The organism is Leptolyngbya iicbica LK (genome assembly GCF_004212215.1).
Classification (GTDB): Bacteria; Cyanobacteriota; Cyanobacteriia; order Phormidesmidales; family Phormidesmidaceae; genus Halomicronema; species Halomicronema iicbica.
In genome coordinates this window covers 20,139-39,353 of the sequence record NZ_QVFV01000007.1, presented here as the reverse complement: position 1 = coordinate 39,353, position 19,215 = coordinate 20,139, and the positions used below count along the sequence as shown (strand labels likewise).

Genomic DNA, 19,215 nt, shown 5'->3' with positions numbered 1-19,215 from the left:
ACTAAGCTCAAACTAAGGGGAATGCCCAAGACACTCAAGGACAGTTGAGAAGTGTCCACAACTGTCCCAATGGAATCTAAGCAAGGGATGCGATATGTCTACCGGTGGAGCAAGTCGCGGTGTATGTGCAACAAAAATAGGAGTGCAACTACTTGAGCAGGCAAAAGTTACCCGACGTAAGCAATACGGCGGCATATTATCTTATGAATTTATTGCTGAAGAAGCGTCTATCAGTCCCAAGACTGTGCAGCGTTTCTTTAACCAGGAAAATGTTAGTCGAGAGAATGCGATCGCAATCTGTAAAGTGCTTGGCCTTAGTATTGTTGATGTCACTAATGCCGAAGACAAGACTAATAGGCTGTTCAGCAAGAAAATCAGCAAGAAAAATAGTGATCCATTAGTGCAAGAGCCTTTGCAGTCTCCTCTTACCTTAGAAGTTCCCGAAGGACAAGTTCCTATCAACTCGTCTTTTTATGTTGAACGTCTTCCCATCGAGACTGATTGCTATAGAGCTATTCAGAGGGCAGGAGCTTTAATCCGCATCAAAGCTCCTCGGCAGATGGGTAAAACCTCTCTGATGTCGAGAATTCTCAATTCCGCCAAGCATTCTGGAAGCCAAACCGCATTTATATCTTTGCAAGAGGTTGATAGCGACTTACTGCAGAGCCTAGATCGTTTTCTGTACTGGCTTTGTGCCCGCATTGCCAATCGCTTGAAAATGGATGAGGGTTTAGAAAATCTTTCAGATGAATGGATGACAACCTTAGGTAGTAAAAGCAAATGCCGAGATTATCTGCAAGAGTACATCCTGGAGAATTTGACTACCCCCTTAGTATTGGGTCTGGACGAAGTCGATGTGTTGTTTGAGTGTCCGCAAATTGCCAGTGATTTCTTTGGCTTACTCCGGTCCTGGCATGAAGAAGCGAAGATTGATCCCACATTGGAAAAATTACGGCTTGTCATTGTTCACTCACAAGAGGTGTATGTTCCTCTAGACGTGAATCAATCTCCTTTCAATGTTGGATTAGCCATTGAACTGCCTGAGTTCAAAGACGAACAGATAGTCGATTTAGCCAGTCGGCATGGTGTAGATTGGGCAGCAGAGTGGAGTAACTACAGTAATTATTCTCCCTTACAAGAGTTAAGAGCTATGGTTGCTGGCCATCCTTATTTAGTCCGAGTAGCATTGTATGAATTGGCTAGGAGCCGTTTGAGCATCAAAGAGTTTGTTGAAATTTCGCCGACTGAAGAGGGGCCATATCAAGACCATCTACGTCGGCATTTAATTAACTTGCAACAAAATCAAGCGCTGATGAAGGCCATGAGAGAGGTTGTTTCAGCGAATGGGCCAATCAGAGTAGAGTCCTCGATTGCCTTCAAGCTCAAAAGCATGGGACTGGTGAAACTCCGAAAGAACTCTATCGTCCCCTTGTGTAACTTATATCGGACTTATTTTCGAGATCGTCTAGGGAATAACCAATGAGTACATCGTCATCTTACGAATATCACTTGGGCGGCACCTTGCCGATCAATGCTCCTTCATACGTCGAGCGCCAAGCAGACCAAAGACTTTATGAAAGTTTAATCGCTGGAGAATTTTGTTACGTACTTAATGCCCGACAAATGGGTAAGTCAAGCTTAAGAGTACGCACAATGCAGCGTTTAAGAGAAGCTGGGGTTTCTTGTACTTCAATAGACATAACGTCAATTGGAACACGCGATATCACCTCTGACCAGCTTTACGCTGGTGTAGTTGATAGCATCGTGAATAACTTGCAGGAAATGAATCTAGACAATTGGCAAGTCTGGTGGGAAAGCCAAGGGCTAATATCGCCTGTCCAAAGATTTGAAAATTTCATTGATCAAGTCTTGCTAGAAAAATTAAAAAACAATATCGTCATTTTTATTGACGAAATTGACAGCGTCCTAAGCCTTGACTTTGATGCAGGCGATTTCTTTGCTGCCATTCGAGATTGTTATAACCGAAGGGCTGATCAACCTAAGTATAATAGGCTGACCTTTGCCTTGATGGGTGTCGCTACACCTTCTGATCTCATTCAAGACAAACGGCGGACTCCTTTCAATGTTGGCCGAGCTATTGAATTAACAGGATTTAGTGCTGACGAAGCTCAACCTCTAATTCCGGGACTCTCAGCAAAAGCCCAAAACCCTCAAGCTGTTTTAGAAAGGATTTTAGATTTCACAGAAGGACAGCCTTTCCTTACTCAGAAAATCTGTCTGTTAATTCATAAGAGCAATTTCACGATTCCAGCAAACCAAGAGACAGAATTAGTTTACAAAATTGTCCACGCCAAAGTCATATCGAATTGGGAATCACAAGATGAACCTATTCATCTTAGAACTATTCAACAACGATTTCTGAGTAAAGAAGAACAGTTTAGAGGCAAACTGCTAGGAGTTTATCAACAGATTCTAGAGCAGGGATATGTTGATGCCGATGATAGTCCAGAACAAGTAGAGCTAAGACTATCCGGCTTAGTGGTTAAACAAGCCGGTTATCTAAAAGTTTATAACCCTATTTACAAAGAAGTCTTTAGTTCGGAGTTGGTAAGTGAAGAACTAAAGAAGATTCGCCCCTACGCAGAATCGCTCAAAGCTTGGTTGGGCTCGTCCTATGAGGATGATTCACGCTTGCTTAGGGGAAAAGCACTTCGTGAAGCATTAGATTGGCTCCTAGGCAAAGAAATCAATCCAGAAGATCACGATTTCATTAGAAGTAGTCTAGCCAACTTATTGCTGGAAGATGGGAAATGTATTGATACGCTATCACAATATAAAAAGATCCTAACTGGGAAATGGGTACCCGATGAAGAGGCTGCTAACTCACAGATATTTCTGGAATTAGGAATTCTAGAAGTTATAGATAAGAGACTTGCCATTGCCCACGACATATATCTTGATTTATTTAATGGAGATTGGGTACAGCGGGTTCTGACAGAAGCACAAAATCGACGCATCATTCGTAAAAGATATGAAGTCGTCAGTAAGCTTTCAAGTGACAGTCCAATCAAGGCATATCTAGTACGCGATTTAGACTTGGCAGGCAAGCCTCAGTATATCATCAAGCATCTCACTCCAATCACAAATAATTTAGACCTCTTAGAACACATTAAGGATTTATTCAACAGCAAGTTGAAAGATTTCGAGAAAATTAGGGGCCACGAAAAAATACCGAACTTAATTGCTTTCTTTGAGGAGGAAGGCGAATTCTATATTGTTCAAGATTTCGTAGAAGGTAATAACTTAGATGCAGAGATAGCACCTTATAAAAGATGGGAAGAAGGTAAAGTCATTGATTTTTTGATTGATATTTGCAAGGTTTTAGGTTTCATTCACCATCAAGGCTTAGCACATCTCAATCTTAAACCATCAAATATTCGGCGCAAGCAAATAGACAAAAGTCTGGTCTTGATTGATTTCGGAATTCTTCAGGAAATCATGTCATTGGTTGATCTAGAGCAGAGGAGAGATTTATCTGAGGATTCTTGGACTTTGGATTACTACCCTCCTGAAGAGATTAGCGAATGGTCAGATGAACAGCGAGATATTTATGCCCTTGGCATGATTGCAATTCAAGCTCTTACCGGCAATTATCCGTGTGAACTGAACATCGATCGCAAAACTCGAGAAGTGATCTGGCGTTACAGCGTCTCCAATCAACCAATGGTTGACATTCGGTCTGAGTTTGCAAATGTGATTGATCGAATGGTAAGTCATAAACTTAGTAGTCGCTACAGGGATATTGATGAAATTCTGACAGATCTTCACGAACTCGAAAAGTTTCCTAGACGTAAAAATCGAGGCCTGCTCAGCCTCAAAAGGCATCATGCTTTTATGCTAGGTACCGGCATTTTTGCTCTTTTGGGACTCACTGGCTTCGCGGCTTTCAAGCTATATGAGAGAACTCAAACTTATCAGGCTTTTCGTGAAAATTTAAACCTGTGCCAAGGGTTAGTCAAAGCTCCTAAAGCATATGGAGATAATTTAATTGATCTTGAAGTAGATTCCTTAGCAGGTAGACGTATCACTGCATGTGAGACAGCGATTGAACAGATAGAAAACAAAAACATTGATGTTGACAATGATATATTGCCTATTCTCTTTGTCCGACAAGGGCAGGCACGAATTATTCAATGGATTGGCAAGTCAGATAGTACCAAGGAAGAGTTTCTTGAATCTGCAATCGAGAATTTTCAGACTGCAGTTAATGCTACAAGTTCCAGCAATGATCAATCACTTTTAGAAGAAAATGATGAGGTCAATGTGCTACCACAAACTTTTTTCTATCTCGGCCTCGCTCAAAATATGGAACAAGTAGAACAAACAAATCAGACGGGAGAACTAAGTCCTTTAGAAGGCATCCGCTACAACAATGCCCATGAAAGAGCAATCCAACAATATATGGACATGCCGGCTGAGGAGCTTTCTGATGAGGATATTCCTATCTTGGGAACATTAGCATTCCTTTTATTTCAGGCTAAGGAATATGGCCAAGAAGAATTCGAGTTGTCAATCTCGCTACTAGAAAAAGCAATCGAGAAATCTAATTTAATAGACTTGAAGGCAAACAGCTTAAACTACAACTTAGCTGTTGTTAATGCTCGTGGAGGAAATTATAGAGATGCCGATAAACTTTATAATAATGGTGATTTTCTCGATAATAGTAACGCGTTTATGTCACTAGGTTTTATCCACTTAATTTTTAGTGACAGAGAATGGCCCCTAGCATTAGAAGCCTTTGATAAAGCACTCGATATCAATCCCAGACTTGCCCTTGCAAAAAAGTATCGAGATAAGCTGAGAGCATGTTTATCCGGTAATGCTACTTGTAATCGAGCAGAACTGACTCGTGATGCTATTGAAAAAACTGAAGGATTAGAAAAGGTGTTTCCGTTAGCTCCTATATATCAGTGCAGTGATTATCCTGTCCTTGCAATCGCAGAGCAGGTGGCTGAAGGATCTAACTCTGAAAGACGACTTGATGACTGCCCACTACAGGCGCCTGCGCCCGAGCAAAATGCTGATGATGATTAAAGGTTTCCTTTTATTGGTACTGCGTATTGCCCTCTCATAGCATGTAGCCTCCAGGAGGACACTTCCCTCGAAGAGAATTGTTCCCCTGGGTTGAGTTAGGCCATGGTGTGACCTTTGGCCGCGATCGCTTCCCGTACCGCATCCACAGTGGCGCTGGTCTCTGCCGACACCGCTTTGCTATCCACATCAATCTCGACCTTGGCCCCCGCATCCACCGATTGAATTGCCTCGGTCACAGCGTCGGCACAGCCTTCACACTTCATCGAAGGCACCTTAAATTGCAGCGTCATGGATTCACCATCCTTTGGCACAACTGATTTTCTTCACAGCATAGCGAGGCGATCGCTTACCCGCCTCACTTTTAACCAAAAATGCGCCCTTTGAATCTCAAAGCAGCGCACTTTCATTAACTTCGTGATTGTAGGGTGGACGTTGCGATCGCCCCTCGGCGACTCACCCTTATTCCAAACTGCGACCAAAGGGGAACAGGGCCAAATTCATCAGCTTGAAGTGTTGCTTGGCAAAGGGAATGCCGATGATGGTGATGGCGAGGAGCACGCCCCAGAACAGGTGATTGAGCGCGATCGCCCAGCCAAAAATCACAATCCACACCAGATTCAAAATCAAGACCAGCGTGGAATCAGCATTCGGCCCTTTCTTAATCGTGCGACCAAACGGCGTGAACGAAGCGATGCCAATCTCAATCGTCGCCAGGCCAAAGGGAATGCCAATGATGGTCAGACAAGTGCTAATGCCACCGAGAATGTAGCCCACCCCACTCAAAAAGCCGCCAAAAATCAGCCAGATAATATTGCCTAGCAAACTCATCGCCGTTCTCCCTCAATTGCCCACTCAACGATGCCATCATACGAGAACTGATGCGGTTTCGAGCCGTACCGACCCCACCGTAATTCACCCACTTTTGGAGTGAGGAGTGGATGGGTGGTTGGGTGGATGGGTGGTTAGATAGACGCTCGTCCCCTTACCCTCACACCCTCATACCCCTTACCCTCTCACCCTCATACCCCTTACCCTCTCACCCTCATACCCTGCCACCCTCATACCCTGCCACCCTCACACCCTCAATACCCTGCCACCCTCACACTCTCCTCCCCCACGCCTGACACCCAACCCGTTACAATCAGGTCGATCACCCTTGCCGTAATCCCTAACTTTCAGTTATGACCCACACCATCTGGCCCGGCGATCCGCAGCCTCTCGGCGCAACCTGGGACGGCAAGGGAACCAACTTTGCGCTGTTTTCCGAGAATGCGACGGCAGTGTACTTGTGTCTGTTTGATGAACACGGCCACGAGACGCAGATTCAGTTGCCAGAGTGCAGCAATTACGTTTGGCACGGCTACCTGCCCGACGTTGCGCCTGGTCAGCACTATGCTTACCGGGTCGATGGGCCTTATGATGCCGAAGAAGGACAGCGGTTTAATCGCCACAAGCTGCTGATTGATCCTTATGCGCGGGCGATCGCGGGTGACATTCAGCATGGGGCAGGCATTTTTGGCTATCCCATTGGCGAGTTAGATAACGACGATCGCGATCTAGAAGCATCGGAACTCGACAGTGCCGACTTGATGCCCCGCTGCGTAGTGGTCGACCCCACCTTTGATTGGGAGGGCGATCGCCATCCTGGCACCGCCTGGCACGAAACCATCATTTACGAAGCCCACGTCAAGGGCCTCACCCAGCAACATCCCGACGTACCCGAAGAACTGCGCGGCACCTATGCCGGAGTCGGCCATCCCGCCATCATTGCCCATCTGAAAACCTTGGGCGTGACCGCGATCGAGCTATTGCCCGTTCACCATTTCACCGCCTATCCCGGCCATTTGGTTAGCACGGGACTGCGCAACTATTGGGGCTACGACTCCGTCGGCTACTTTGCCCCCTATTCGGAATACAGCGCCCACGGCCGCCACGGCGAACAGGTGCGCGAGTTCAAAGCGATGGTCAAAGCCCTGCACCAAGCGGGCATCGAAGTGATTCTCGACGTGGTGTATAACCACACGGGCGAAGGCAACCACTATGGGCCGACGCTGGCGTTTCGCGGCATCGATAACGAAGCTTACTATCGCCTGGTAGAAGATTTGCCCCGCTACTATATGGATTTCACCGGCTGCGGCAACTCGCTGAATGTCTGCCATCCCCAGGTGCTCAAGCTGATTATGGACAGCCTGCGCTACTGGGTGCAGGAAATGCATGTGGACGGCTTCCGGTTTGACCTGGCCTCAGCCCTGGCGCGCGAGCTGTACGAGGTGAACAGCCTCGCCGCCTTTTTTGACATCATTCACCAAGACCCCGTCCTCTCCAATACCAAGCTGATTGCGGAGCCGTGGGACATCGGCGAGGGGGGCTACCAGGTGGGCAACTTTCCGCTGCTGTGGTCGGAGTGGAATGGCAAGTACCGCGACTCGATGCGCGACTTTTGGCGCGAGGCTCACTGCCGCCTGGGGGAATTTGCCTTTCGTCTGACGGGCAGCTCTGACCTGTATGAATCGAACGGCAAACGGCCCCACGCCAGCATCAACTTCATCACCTGCCACGACGGCTTTACCCTGCGCGATCTGGTTAGCTACAACGAAAAGCACAACGAGGCCAACGGCGAGGGCAACCGCGACGGTGAAAGCTACAACCGCTCGTGGAACTGTGGCGTGGAAGGGGACACTGATGACCCCGTGGTGCTGGAAATTCGGGCGCGGCAACAGCGCAACTTTTTGGCGACGCTGCTGCTGTCGCAGGGAGTGCCGATGCTGCTGGGGGGCGACGAATTTGGCCGATCGCAACAGGGCAACAACAATACCTACTGTCAGGATAGTGAACTGTCGTGGCTCGACTGGCACCTGAAGCCTGAGCAGCACACGATCCTCACCTTTGTGCAGCAGTTGATGCGGTTTCGGCGAGCGCATCCCGTGTTTCAGCGGCGGGACTGGTTTCAGGGGCGCGAAATTCATGGCTCCGGCGTGGATGACATTGGCTGGTTCAACATCGACGGCACTGACGTGAGCGACGAGGACTGGCAAGAGGCGGAAGCCAAAGCGATCGGGGTCTTTTTCAACGGGGAAGAAATTCCCACTCCGGATCGCCAGGGCCAGCGCATCATTGACGATAGTTTTTTGCTGTTCTTTAACGCCCAGGCCGAGGCCCAGACGTTTGTGATGCCGCCAGAGTTGAGCGATCGCCCCTGGCAACTCATCCTCGATACCAAACTCACCCAGGGCTTTGTGGAGTCGGCCCCCGAGGTGGTGGGCGAATCGCTGGTGGTCGGCGGGCGATCGCTCATCCTGCTCATGCATCCCCGCGACTGAGTGCGATCGCGCTGGCAAATTAGCGGCGGCTCCTGGGGACGGGTCCCTGGTCGAACTTCAGCGAGTGAGTTGGGACATGGGTCCAGGGACTCGTCCCCTTAATGCCTCTTAAAATCAGGTTATCCTGCCATTGCTCCCGCCATGTCATCCCTCATTCAGACCCTACCCAAAGCCGAACTCCATATCCACATTGAGGGCTCCCTGGAACCAGAAATGATGTTTACCCTGGCCCAGCGCAACGGCATTGAGCTTCCCTACGCATCAGTGGCCGAAATCCAAGCGGCCTATCAGTTCGAAAATCTGCAATCCTTCTTGGACCTCTACTACGCGGGGGCGCAGGTCTTGCAAACCGAGCAAGATTTCTATGACCTGACCTGGGCCTACTTGCAAAAATGCGCCGCCCAAACCGTGCGCCACACTGAGATTTTCTTCGATCCCCAGACCCACACCGATCGCGGCCTGCCCTTTGAAATCGTCTGCAACGGCATCACCGCCGCGCTTCAGGCGGGACGCGAACAGTTGAACGTCTCTTCGCACTTGATTTTGTGCTTCTTGCGCCACCTCAGTGCCGACGACGCCATGGCCACCTTAGAGCAGGCATTGCCCTACCAAGACCGCATTATCGGTGTCGGGCTCGATTCTTCGGAACTGGGGCATCCGCCGTCCAAGTTCCAAGCGGTGTTTGACCGGGCACGAGCAGAGGGCTTTCTCACCGTTGCGCACGCGGGCGAAGAAGGGCCGCCGGAGTACATTTGGGAAGCCCTGAAACTGCTCAAAGTCTCCCGCATTGATCACGGGGTGCGGTGTGTGGAAGATCCGGCCCTGGTGGACTATTTGGGAGAGCATCAAATTCCCCTGACGGTGTGCCCGCTGTCGAATGTGAAGCTCTGCGTTTTTGACACGATGGCCGACCATAATCTCAAAACCTTGCTGGATCAGGGCCTCTGCGTCACGGTCAACTCCGATGATCCGGCTTACTTTGGCGGTTACTTGAATGAAAATTTCGAGGCCATTCAGACGGCGCTGGCACTAACGGATGCCGACCTCACTCAATTGGCCCAAAACTCTTTTCGCGCCGCTTTTTTGAGCGCCGCCGACCAACAGCGGTTGGCGATTGGGTAATTGTGCGGTCAGGGTGCCCGCGATCGCCCAACTCACCACGGGGCGCCCACCAGCACAAACGCCGACCAGTAAAACGGATGCGACAGGTCAATATCGGCCACTTGGGCTTGCAGACTGAGAGGCAGGGCGATCGCCTGTCCGCTAGAGTTCACCAGTTGCGTCTCCGTCAGCGTCACCTCGCCGTGAATCATGGCCCGCTGCGTTGAGCCCAACACCGCTGCTTTCGTTTCCCCTTGAGCTTGGGCCAGTTGTCCATAAAACTCTCGCATCAGCGCCAGCGTGCCCACATCACTCACCGACCACAAACTGGCTAGCGCCGATCGCACCCCGGTTTGATACGCCAACCCGGCAAACCCCAACTCCGCCTGCGGATTGCCCAACGCCGTCTGACATGCGCTCAGTACCAGCAATTCAACGGGCAACGTTTGCCAATCCAGGTCGCGGAGCTCTAGCAAATTGAGCTGCTCATCTTGCCAGAGCTGAATAAATGATTGGTCGGCAGCCCCTTCCTGAAACTCGGCATGGGTCGCCAGATGCACAATTTCATACTGGGCCTGCGCCAACTCGCGTTGCAACACTTGCTTGGTAAAGTCCGCATTGAGATGAATGACCCCAGGCCACAACTCGTCCGCCACGGTCGATAGTTCCACCGAGACCGCTGGCAAGTCCGCCAACCGATTGAATTCACTCGCCCCCATCGCCAACACATCCACCTGACGCAGCGCCCGAAACTGCGGATCCGTCAGCGTCAGGGCGGGAATCAGGCCCAAGTCATACTTTTCTGCCAGGAATTGTTGTCCATCGTGGAGAGCCGCTAAGGGCAGCGATCGCACTCGCTCTCCCACACAAAAGACCAGCGTGTCAATTCGTCGGTCGCCCAAATCCGCCTCCATGGGCGCGATCAGCCACTGATATAGCTGCTGAGCCGGAGCCAGATACCGATCAGAATTGGGCCGCAAAATCTGCCGCTGTAAATTATCCACCTCGGCCTCGAAGCGCGATCGCGGCACCTCTAGACGATATTGCACCGCTGCCGCATCAGGACTCGCAAGCACCAACTCTAATCCATCGCTCTCCGGCACGATATAAACCAACCCCAGCCGATGCCCCGTCTGGGTATTGAGCTCCGCCAGGGTCGCCGCCACATCGGCCCCATCCAACGGTTGCAACCCTGATGGACTGCGGAGAAAAGCGGTATAGTCTGCTTCCCAGGTTTGTTCGATGGCTTGAATGCGGGCCTCGACCCCAATGCCTCGGGTAATGACCGGCTGTGGGGCTGCCTCAGGGGACGCATAGCGAGTGTAATCGGCGGTAGCAGTCGTCCCCAGGCCCATCGTCCAACTAGTGGCGAGCCCCATCATGATGAGCCAACGCCATTGATGGCGCAGATATCGGTACAGGGCCGTGCATAACTGTGAGGGCAACATCTGAGTTCCCGTGATGACGTCAGCGAGTCTCAACACCCTTCAGCCACAGCTTAACTTGATCAGGATCTAGCGATGGCCATTTGTCAGTAAATAGAGCTGATTGTCCCTAAGGAGTGGGGAGTGGGGGCAGCACAAAGGCAGTTGCCCGCCGGATGGCAAGCGAGCGATCGCCATAGGGCACCCGCCCATCGGTCGTCGCAGCATATTGCTGGCAAAACTCTGAGACTGAAGCTGCGCCAGTGGTGGGGGCAACGCCACTGAAAATAAATGTCAGCTTACCCGGTGCCGCGATTGACACATTGCAGGGCTGGTGACATCCCGCCATACAGCGTAAAGGCTCGATCTTGACCGCATCTTGTAGTTGCCGTGAGGCCAGAGCTTGGCGCAACTGGTCGATCAAATACTGACCACCAGCCACACCATTACGACTACGCTCTTGTGCAGAAAAACGACACAAGGCGCACACCATCAACGTTGTTTCAGACATTTCCAATCGTCAAACAGGACAAAAAATCAGCAGCATTCGCGTTCTTCCAGAACGCTTAGTTGGCTGATGGGCAGCAGCCTCCCGACCGGGCATCAAGCCCCGTCATGCTGGCTCCACTCGCCCAAAAGTGCTCCAGGACTCACCGACAAAGCCGAGGGCACTGCCTGCGCGTCTATATTTGATCACTGCCGCAAGCGACCGGGCCAAATTAGGTGGGGCGATCGCGCCCGCCACCCGCCCATATTGCGATGACTCAAAGCTTGCCTTGAACTCCCTCAAGGACTGAACACGTAAATCCATCCGTACCTCGCAGACGAATACACAACAGGTTGTGATCATCGGCGGGCATTCTGACTTACGCGACTGGGAATGACTGATTTTGGCTGTTCGTTTAGGTGTCCATCCCACCCAAACTGATTGGCCGCAAATCGCATCTCCCAAACCGGTTCACAGCTGCGGGACAGCGGCAGATTTGCACTGCACTTTCCCCGTTTCCTTTAGCGACTGCTCTTCGCTAAAACCGATGGCCTTTCACCTTAACACCGTCGGCAATGAGGCGAGCATTGAGTTTTGTCACGGTCACTCCCAGGGACTTCTCAGTTGCTAGCGTGATTTGACCTCGGCCTGATAGACGGCAGTATTGAGGGATGCAGTCGGTGTGGCCTCAATACTGCCGCCCTGGGCAAAAGGGACTTGGCGGATGCTATAGCGCCGCATAGATAGCTCCGTACATCCCCATGTTGCGGAACAAGGGGCTGCCTGTTGGCATCTTACTGCGGACTGCTATCGCTAGAAGTCAGGCCAGTGAAAGGTTGGCATCAGCGCCCAGTTAGCTGAGCCATCAGTAACCGCGCAAGAAGCGAAATTGAGTTTTGCATAGATTTTTGCTGGCCTCGCAAAGAATGCCCCGCGATCGCGCCGAATCGAGCGTAATGGGGATAGACGGATTAGGTATAAATGCTCATGAGGTATTTCTGCGAATCTCCTCTCGCGATCGCCCTAAGGCAAGAACTTCCCAAGCGCCTAAAGGCCCATTCCTACACGATTATTGACCTCGCCCAAGAAATTGCTCAAGACTTGGGATGTCCACTGTGTGAAGTCCTCACCCCCGTCAGCGAAGCGCTTATGGAATTGGTCGCCCAACATCAAGTAGAGTTTGATCCCAGCTGCAGGCGCGTGATTTTATGCCAGCAAGTGGCTCTACTGGGCACTGTTAGTTGATTTTCGCGCTGCTCACGCTCGACTGGCACTGTGAGTCCGGTTGCGCGAGCATTTAGCTTGATGATCTGGCAGTGGTGAGCAGACCAAACCTCTTATGTCGGAAGGAATTATGTCGGCAGGAATGGACTTCTGCCCGCCGATGCAATGAAACGAGTAGCACTCTACTTACAGATGCGCTTTGATGAGCACCAATGTTCCGACGGTCACACCTAACGCAAAGATGCCTGACCCGATCATGACCATCTTCATCTTGCGGCGGTAAATTCGGCGGCGACTGTGGACAAAGCCGTCGAATGCATCGGGTTGGGCATCGGGCAAAGTAGTGAGAAAACCCACTGCGTAGGCGATCGCGGCAAACAAGAAAATCACCGCCGGGATGCTCAGGGCGACGCCTTTGAGCTTGCCAGCATCCACATCAAAGGGTATAGCTATCATCAATAGCCCTAAATAAACCGGGATGGCGAGCAGGCTAATTTGTAGCATCAAACGACAAAACGCTTGGGTGACGACTAAGCTGTCAGCTGACTGCTTTTCGGGTAAGGCTTTCATCAAGGTCATAAGGGTTACACATAATCGTTAGAGGTTCTCCACTGTGCATAAACAGGCGGAGAAAAGCGGCGATCAACTGCAGGCTCCTGCGACTATCGCGACGCAATGAGGGACGACACTGGCGTCAACCTGGATAGTCTCACAACGCCGATTGCAGCCTCTCGAATCATCCCCATACTAGCTGTGGCGGCCTTAAGCTGTCGCTACTTCATGAAGTGTTTAACTTGCGGTGGCGATCGCTAACCCTCAACGCCAAGGGATGATTCCTGTTTTGACAGGTCTCCAGATTTGCCAAACACTCCACTGTTGCCGCCAGTCAGTCAGCAATAACGGCGATACATCTTGTCGCTTAGTCCAGGTTGTTGGCTTTAGTAACGGTAGGAATGAGAAGCAAAATTACGGCTTCATCAACTATTTTCATTGAAATATATGTAGAATTTCGCCTTCTTAGGCGCTAATTGAGCAAACTGCTTCAGCCGACTAACGGATTTGGGATATATGGTAAGTAATCGCGGTGCAGAGTCTCATCAATGCCAGATACACCACTCACAGCACGACGTGAGTCGTCCCCTTATCGTTTTCTCTCCGATTCCAACAGCAACCATTAATGATCGATTCCTGCCATAGCGAGCATTCTCCATTTCATGAAGACTTCCCTGCATCGAGTTTTCTAGTGGGCATTGGGGCGTCAGCAGGGGGCTTGCAAGCGCTAGAAAGCTTCTTTGGCAGTCTGCCGCCGGAACCCGGCGCGGCCTTTGTGGTGGTGCAGCATCTCTCGCCCGATTTTCGCAGCTTAATGGTGGAACTGTTGCAGCGGCATACTCAACTGCCCGTCAGCGTCATTGAAGATGGGATGGTGCTGGAGCTAAATCAGGTGTACGTGCTGCCACCAGGGATGATGGTGAGCCTGCAAGGGCAGCAGCTATGGCTCGAAGAACGTTCCGGCGGGGCAAACGATTACCCCATTGACCAGTTCTTTTTGAGCTTGGCGCAAGAGCGGGGCGATCGCACTATTGGCATCTTGCTGTCCGGCACCGGGAGCGATGGCACCGAGGGACTGAAGGCCATTAGCCGGGCAGGAGGCATTGCGCTAGTGCAGTCGCAAGAAACGGCTCAATTTGGCGCGATGCCAAGCAACCCAATCAGTTCTGGGCTGGTGGATGAAATTCTCTCCCCCGAAGAGTTAGCCCAGGCCGTTTGTGAAATCATTCGCTACACCGCGACCCAGGCAGCCCTAACGACCGATGCGGCCCCCCTACTCCCGGACGAGCAACTGACCCGCATTTTAGACCTCTTGCAGGAGCAGGAGAATATTGACTTTTCGCAGTACAAAATCGCCACCCTACATCGGCGCATCGTCCATCGCTTATTGCTCTCAAAGGCCAGCTCCGTTGAAGAGTATTTGACCTATCTGGCTGCCACTCCAGAAGAGGTCAAAAATCTGCGACAAGATCTGTTGATTGGCGCTACTCGGTTTTTTCGCGATCCCGAAATGTGGTCACGTCTGCAGCAAGAAGTATTGCCCAGACTCATTGAGTCCTTGCAGCCCGAGCAACCCCTGCGGCTCTGGGTCGCCGCCTGTTCGACAGGCGAAGAGGTCTATTCCCTCGCGATCGTCGTTCATGAAGTGATGGAGCAACTGGGCAAACCTCACCCGGTTAAACTCTTTGCCACCGATATTGACGAAGAAGCTTTACTCATTGCGTCACAGGGCGTTTATCCCCCCACGATTGGGCGGGATGTAGGGGCTGAGCGGCTCGATCGCTTCTTGAAACTCGAAGGGTCAAGCTACCGCATCAAAAAGTTTCTGCGGGCTCAGGTCGTATTTGCCTCCCACGATTTGACCCAAAATCCTGGCTTTTCGCAGATGCACCTGGTGAGCTGTCGCAATCTGCTGATTTACATGCAAGTGTCGTTGCAAGAGCAGGTGTTAAAGCTGTTGCACTTTTCCCTCGCGTCTCGGGGCGTTTTGGTGTTAGGCCCCTCAGAGCATTTAGGGGCGACTTCCCACGCCTTTCATACCCTTGACCAACAGTGGAAAATCTTTCGCAAACGGCAGGGGGTGCAACTGCCGATGCAGCGATCGATCGGGTCGCCCACACTGCAGTCTGTAGCACCTGCTCGGACCCCAAAACCCGTGCGATCGCCCTATGAGCAGTTGCTCTCTGAGGTGTTAAAGCTGCGATTTGGCGATCGCCCCATCACCTGCTTACTGGTCGATGACACTTACCAATTGCGCCATATCTTTCTCAACACCGCCCGGCTATTAGACTTTCCCCTGGGAGAAATCAACACCAACGTCTTAGAGCTCGTCGTGCCGTCGCTCAAGGTACCCCTCAGCACCGCTTTGCATCGTGTTCAACGCGACCAACAACCCGTCTTATATAGCGACATCCAGGTGGCTGAGCTCAGCCCCAACCAGCGTCTCAACCTGTGGGTTGGTGGCGTTGACCCCAAAACGACAGACCCCGACGCTGGTAACCAGTGGATTCTGCTGTTAGAGGTGGCGATGCTGCCCGACTCGGCCAACCCTGAAGACGAGACCGAATTTGACCCCAACGCCGATCTCTCACAACATGTGCGGGAATTGGAGTATGAGCTGCAGCAGACCCGCGAAAACCTGCAAACCAGCATCGAAGAGCTGGAAACTGCCAATGAAGAGCAACAAGCCACGAATGAAGAACTGCTGGCCTCTAACGAAGAACTACAAAGCACGAACGAAGAGCTGCAATCGGTCAACGAAGAGCTCTACACCGTCAACTCAGAAAATCAAGAACGCATTGAGCAGCTGACCGAGTTAACCGCTGACATCGACAACCTGCTGCAAAGTACGGATATCGGGGTCGTTTTCCTGGATCAGTGCCTGAATATTCGCAAATTTACTCCTGCTGCCACTGAGGTCTTTAACTTCCGCATGGGGGACACGGGTCGCCCCCTGACCGAGCTGGTAAATCATCTCGACCTCGACCACATCACGGCGCTGATTCAGCAAGTCGCCGAATATCAAACCGTTCAAGAAACAGAAGCGACCAATCTCAAGACTGGCGATCGCCTGCTCCTACGCATCCTGCCCTATCGCCGCGAAGACGGCACCACCGATGGCGTGGTGTTAACCCTGATTAAAGTCAATGATTTAAAGCAAGTCCAAGACGCGCTGATGCAGAGCAATCGCCTGCTCGAAGGCCTGTATCGCAACAGTCCCTTTGGGCTCGCCTTATTCGACTCAGAGCTGCGGTTCCTCCGGCTCAATCAGACCTTAGCCGACATTAACGGCCTCACCATTGCCGCACATATCGGCCAGACCGTTCAGGAACTCCTGCCTGATCTGCAGGCCACCATCCAGCCTTATTTGCAGCAGGTGCTCGATACCCATAGTCCCGTCACTTTTGAAATTAGTGGCACCACCCCAGCCCACCCCGGTGTCGAACGGACTTGGCTGGCGTCTTACTATCCCGTTGTGCTGGATGACGAGCAGGGGGGCGTCGGGGCCATTATCACTGACATCACTGCGCAAAAGCAGATTCAAGCCGAGCTGACCGAAAGTCAAGCCCTCGTGCAACAAATTGCGGAGGCGAGTCCCGCCGTCCTGGCGTTATTTGAGTTACCCAGCGGCAAGACGGCTTACATCAATTCAGCGATCGAAAACTTACTGGGCTACACCCCCGACGAAATTTACCAGGATGGCGAGGAAATTTTGGCCCACCATGTCCATCCCGAAGATATGGCGGTGGTGCAGGCGCACTTCGCCGCCCTCGCCCAAACTCAAACGGGCAACGTTTTAAGCTATGAATATCGTGCCCGCCACAAAGACGGCTCCTGGCACTGGATTTATCAGCGCAACGTCGTTTTTCGTCGTAACGCTGACGGCACTGTTCAGCAAGTGCTGGGGGTGGGCACTGACATTACAGAGCGGGTGGAGGTGCAAGCGGCCTTACAGCATAATGAAACGCTGCTTCGCGCCACCCTACTCAGTACCCCCATTACCCTGTGGACCCAAGATCACGACCTGCGATATACCTGGATTCATAATCCAACTGAGGGGTTGCGCCTGGAAAACATGATTGGCCGTCGGGATGAAGATTTTCTCCCAGCTGCTAAAGCCACCGCCCTCACCCAACTAAAACAACAGGTTTTGGACACCGGAGAAGTCTGCCATCATGAGTTTTCGCTGCAAACCGGTGACTCTCCTCACGTGTTTGATCTGACCCTGACTCCCCAACGCGATCGCACCGGGCAGATTGTGGGTCTCACAGGGGTCGCGATCGACATCACCCGCACCAAGCAGACCGAAACCCAGCTCCAGAAATTGACCCAACGCTTGGAGCAAGCCCAGCAAATTGCCCACATTGGGGATTGGGAATATGACTTTGAGCAGGATCACATCACCTGGTCTACCGAAGTCTTTCGCATTACGGGCATTGACCCCGCCGCTGGGGTGCCGTCTATTCCAGAACTTTTCAGCCTGGTGCATCCCGACGATCGCACCTTACTCACGAATCTGCTCGATCAAGACCCAGACTTGCCCCAAGCTCTCAATGTCGACATTCGAATTTTGCCGAAAAATACTTCAGGCCACCGCCATATCAACATCATTGGCCGGAGCGTCGCCGATGACACTGGGCACCTCACGCGGCTGTACGGCACCGTCATGGATGTCACCAATCGCAAACAAGCCGAAGCCGACCTGGAATATCGCGCCTTTTTTGATCCCCTCACCCACATCCCCAATCGCGCCTTTTTCTTGCAACATCTCAAACTGTCCGTCAGTCGAGTGAGTCGCGATACCACTTATCAATTTGCGGTGCTCTATCTCGACCTCGATGACTTCAAAGCCATCAATGATTCGCTGGGACATGCCGCTGGCGACCAACTCCTCATTCAAATTGCCCGCCGCTTAGACGATATTCTGCGCCCCGGCGATATCGTCTCTCGCTTGGGCGGCGACGAATTTGCCATCCTGCTTGAAAAAACCGCCTACCCAGAATTGGCCCTCCAAATTGCCCATCGCGTTCAAGCCACCATTGCGCAGCCAATGGCGATCGATTCTGCGCAGATTTCAACCACGAGCAGCATCGGCATTGCCTTTTATGAAACCGATAATCCTTGGCATAGTGAAACTGCAGTGCTCGAAAATGCCGACATTGCCATGTACCAAGCCAAACGCAAAGGCCCGGGCAACATTGAGCTGTTCCACCCGACCCTGCGCGCCCAACGGGTAGACCAAGTAGAACTCAAAGTCGGCATCGTCCAAGCTTTAGAGCAGCATGAGTTTTTGCTGTATTACCAACCGCTAGTTGACCTGCAAAGACGATTAGTCATCGGGTTTGAATGTTTAGTCCGGTGGCAGCATCCCCAACGTGGGTTACTTTCGCCTCTCGAATTCCTGCCTGTGGTCCGCTCTTCTCAACTGATGCCGGGGCTCGAAGGTTGGATCTTGAAGCAAGCGTGCCGCCAAGTCCATCAATGGCAGCAACGGTTTGAACTAGACACGGCTTTTTGCATGAATGTCAATGTGTCAGCCGATTTTCTCAAACATGCCAGCTTTATGGATAGCTTGCGGCTTGCCCTCAGCGAGTCCGCTGTCAATCCGCAGCATATTTGTCTAGAAATCACCGAACATTCATTCATCAGTCGCAGCAGCACTGTGGACACGGTGCTGAGAGAGGTAAATCACCTGGGCATTAAAATTGCCCTCGATGATTTTGGCACGGGATATTCGTCCCTCTCTTATTTGCATCGATTGCCGATCGATGTCATCAAAATCGACCAATCTTTCATTCAGTCTTTGGATGCAGAGGCGTCCCTGACGAGCATCACCCGTGGCATTGTTAATTTGGCCCACCAGCTCGACCTCAATGTCATTGCCGAGGGCATTGAAACTCCTCGTCAGTTGGAATTTGTCACAGAATTGTCGTGTAACGTCGGCCAAGGATATTTGTTCTCCCATCCGGTAGGAGAGCAAGAAGCGGAGCGGTTTATCCAAAATCCGCATCTCTTCAACAACTAATCTTGCGTTATGGCAGAACTGCTTTGC

The 19,215-nt window shown here is 51.5% G+C and carries 12 protein-coding genes and 1 riboswitch; of the genes, 6 read left to right on the top strand and 6 right to left on the bottom strand.

Translation table 11 applies throughout. The annotated features are described in order from the left end of the window. The first annotated feature begins 94 nt into the window (after positions 1–94). Positions 95–1,483, top strand: a complete 1,389-nt coding sequence (locus DYY88_RS20095; protein WP_084607074.1) for an AAA-like domain-containing protein — start codon at positions 95–97, stop codon at positions 1,481–1,483. After that, complete coding sequence (locus DYY88_RS20090) at positions 1,480–5,055, top strand: AAA-like domain-containing protein (RefSeq protein ID WP_072041329.1); 3,576 nt, start codon at positions 1,480–1,482, stop codon at positions 5,053–5,055. The genes DYY88_RS20095 and DYY88_RS20090 overlap by 4 nt, the downstream gene beginning before the upstream one ends. Positions 5,056–5,150: 95 nt before the next feature. Here the strand turns inward: DYY88_RS20090 and DYY88_RS20085 are convergent, their stop codons facing one another. Further along, a complete protein-coding gene (locus DYY88_RS20085; RefSeq protein WP_039727101.1) occupies positions 5,151–5,345 on the bottom strand; it encodes a heavy-metal-associated domain-containing protein in 195 nt (64 codons plus the stop codon). 169 nt (positions 5,346–5,514) lie between these two features. Continuing rightward, the gene (locus DYY88_RS20080) at positions 5,515–5,883 is read right to left on the bottom strand and encodes a YccF domain-containing protein (protein ID WP_039727099.1); all 369 of its coding nucleotides are present in this window, start codon (positions 5,881–5,883) and stop codon (positions 5,515–5,517) included. Positions 5,884–6,236: 353 nt separating this feature from the next. Here DYY88_RS20080 and glgX point away from each other — a divergent pair, with 353 nt between their 5' ends. Both glgX and DYY88_RS20070 read left to right on the top strand, forming a co-directional pair. After that, the gene (gene glgX, locus DYY88_RS20075) at positions 6,237–8,375 is read left to right on the top strand and encodes a glycogen debranching protein GlgX (RefSeq protein WP_039727098.1); all 2,139 of its coding nucleotides are present in this window, start codon (positions 6,237–6,239) and stop codon (positions 8,373–8,375) included. Between the two features lie 141 nt (positions 8,376–8,516). Continuing rightward, complete coding sequence (locus DYY88_RS20070) at positions 8,517–9,497, top strand: adenosine deaminase (protein ID WP_039727097.1); 981 nt, start codon at positions 8,517–8,519, stop codon at positions 9,495–9,497. A gap of 32 nt (positions 9,498–9,529) precedes the next feature. Here DYY88_RS20070 and DYY88_RS20065 read toward each other — a convergent pair whose 3' ends face one another. From DYY88_RS20065 to DYY88_RS20055, 3 genes are all read right to left on the bottom strand, one after another. After that, positions 9,530–10,924: a CHAT domain-containing protein gene (locus tag DYY88_RS20065; protein WP_052288440.1), complete on the bottom strand. Its 1,395-nt coding sequence runs from the start codon at positions 10,922–10,924 to the stop codon at positions 9,530–9,532. A 106-nt stretch (positions 10,925–11,030) separates the two neighbouring features. After that, entirely contained in the window at positions 11,031–11,411 is a 381-nt protein-coding gene (locus DYY88_RS20060; RefSeq protein ID WP_039727095.1) for a DUF1636 family protein, read from the bottom strand. Positions 11,412–11,513: 102 nt separating this feature from the next. Continuing rightward, a complete protein-coding gene (locus DYY88_RS20055) occupies positions 11,514–11,711 on the bottom strand; it encodes a hypothetical protein (protein ID WP_130199539.1) in 198 nt (65 codons plus the stop codon). Between the two features lie 23 nt (positions 11,712–11,734). Further along, positions 11,735–11,951, bottom strand: a riboswitch (cobalamin riboswitch). A gap of 423 nt (positions 11,952–12,374) precedes the next feature. On the opposite strand from DYY88_RS20055, the gene DYY88_RS20050 reads away from it, so the two are divergent. After that, positions 12,375–12,632: a hypothetical protein gene (locus tag DYY88_RS20050; protein ID WP_130199538.1), complete on the top strand. Its 258-nt coding sequence runs from the start codon at positions 12,375–12,377 to the stop codon at positions 12,630–12,632. A 165-nt stretch (positions 12,633–12,797) separates the two neighbouring features. Here the strand turns inward: DYY88_RS20050 and DYY88_RS20045 are convergent, their stop codons facing one another. Beyond that, on the bottom strand, positions 12,798–13,190 hold the full coding sequence (locus DYY88_RS20045; RefSeq protein ID WP_039727093.1) for a hypothetical protein: 393 nt from the start codon (positions 13,188–13,190) through the stop codon (positions 12,798–12,800). A gap of 598 nt (positions 13,191–13,788) precedes the next feature. Here DYY88_RS20045 and DYY88_RS20040 point away from each other — a divergent pair. Then, complete coding sequence (locus tag DYY88_RS20040) at positions 13,789–19,188, top strand: EAL domain-containing protein (protein WP_084607073.1); 5,400 nt, start codon at positions 13,789–13,791, stop codon at positions 19,186–19,188. Positions 19,189–19,215: the final 27 nt, after the last annotated feature.

What these genes read in the sequence shown, in the direction of transcription:
- DYY88_RS20060 (WP_039727095.1), bottom strand. Translation starts at nt 11,411, where the DNA reads ATGTCTGAAACAACGTTGATGGTGTGCGCCTTGTGTCGTTTTTCTGCA.
- DYY88_RS20095 (WP_084607074.1), top strand. Translation starts at nt 95, where the DNA reads ATGTCTACCGGTGGAGCAAGTCGCGGTGTATGTGCAACAAAAATAGGA.
- DYY88_RS20050 (WP_130199538.1), top strand. Translation starts at nt 12,375, where the DNA reads ATGAGGTATTTCTGCGAATCTCCTCTCGCGATCGCCCTAAGGCAAGAA.
- DYY88_RS20045 (WP_039727093.1), bottom strand. Translation starts at nt 13,190, where the DNA reads ATGACCTTGATGAAAGCCTTACCCGAAAAGCAGTCAGCTGACAGCTTA.
- DYY88_RS20070 (WP_039727097.1), top strand. Translation starts at nt 8,517, where the DNA reads ATGTCATCCCTCATTCAGACCCTACCCAAAGCCGAACTCCATATCCAC.
- DYY88_RS20065 (WP_052288440.1), bottom strand. Translation starts at nt 10,924, where the DNA reads ATGTTGCCCTCACAGTTATGCACGGCCCTGTACCGATATCTGCGCCAT.
- DYY88_RS20040 (WP_084607073.1), top strand. Translation starts at nt 13,789, where the DNA reads ATGATCGATTCCTGCCATAGCGAGCATTCTCCATTTCATGAAGACTTC.
- glgX (WP_039727098.1), top strand. Translation starts at nt 6,237, where the DNA reads ATGACCCACACCATCTGGCCCGGCGATCCGCAGCCTCTCGGCGCAACC.
- DYY88_RS20085 (WP_039727101.1), bottom strand. Translation starts at nt 5,345, where the DNA reads ATGACGCTGCAATTTAAGGTGCCTTCGATGAAGTGTGAAGGCTGTGCC.
- DYY88_RS20080 (WP_039727099.1), bottom strand. Translation starts at nt 5,883, where the DNA reads ATGAGTTTGCTAGGCAATATTATCTGGCTGATTTTTGGCGGCTTTTTG.
- DYY88_RS20090 (WP_072041329.1), top strand. Translation starts at nt 1,480, where the DNA reads ATGAGTACATCGTCATCTTACGAATATCACTTGGGCGGCACCTTGCCG.
- DYY88_RS20055 (WP_130199539.1), bottom strand. Translation starts at nt 11,711, where the DNA reads ATGGATTTACGTGTTCAGTCCTTGAGGGAGTTCAAGGCAAGCTTTGAG.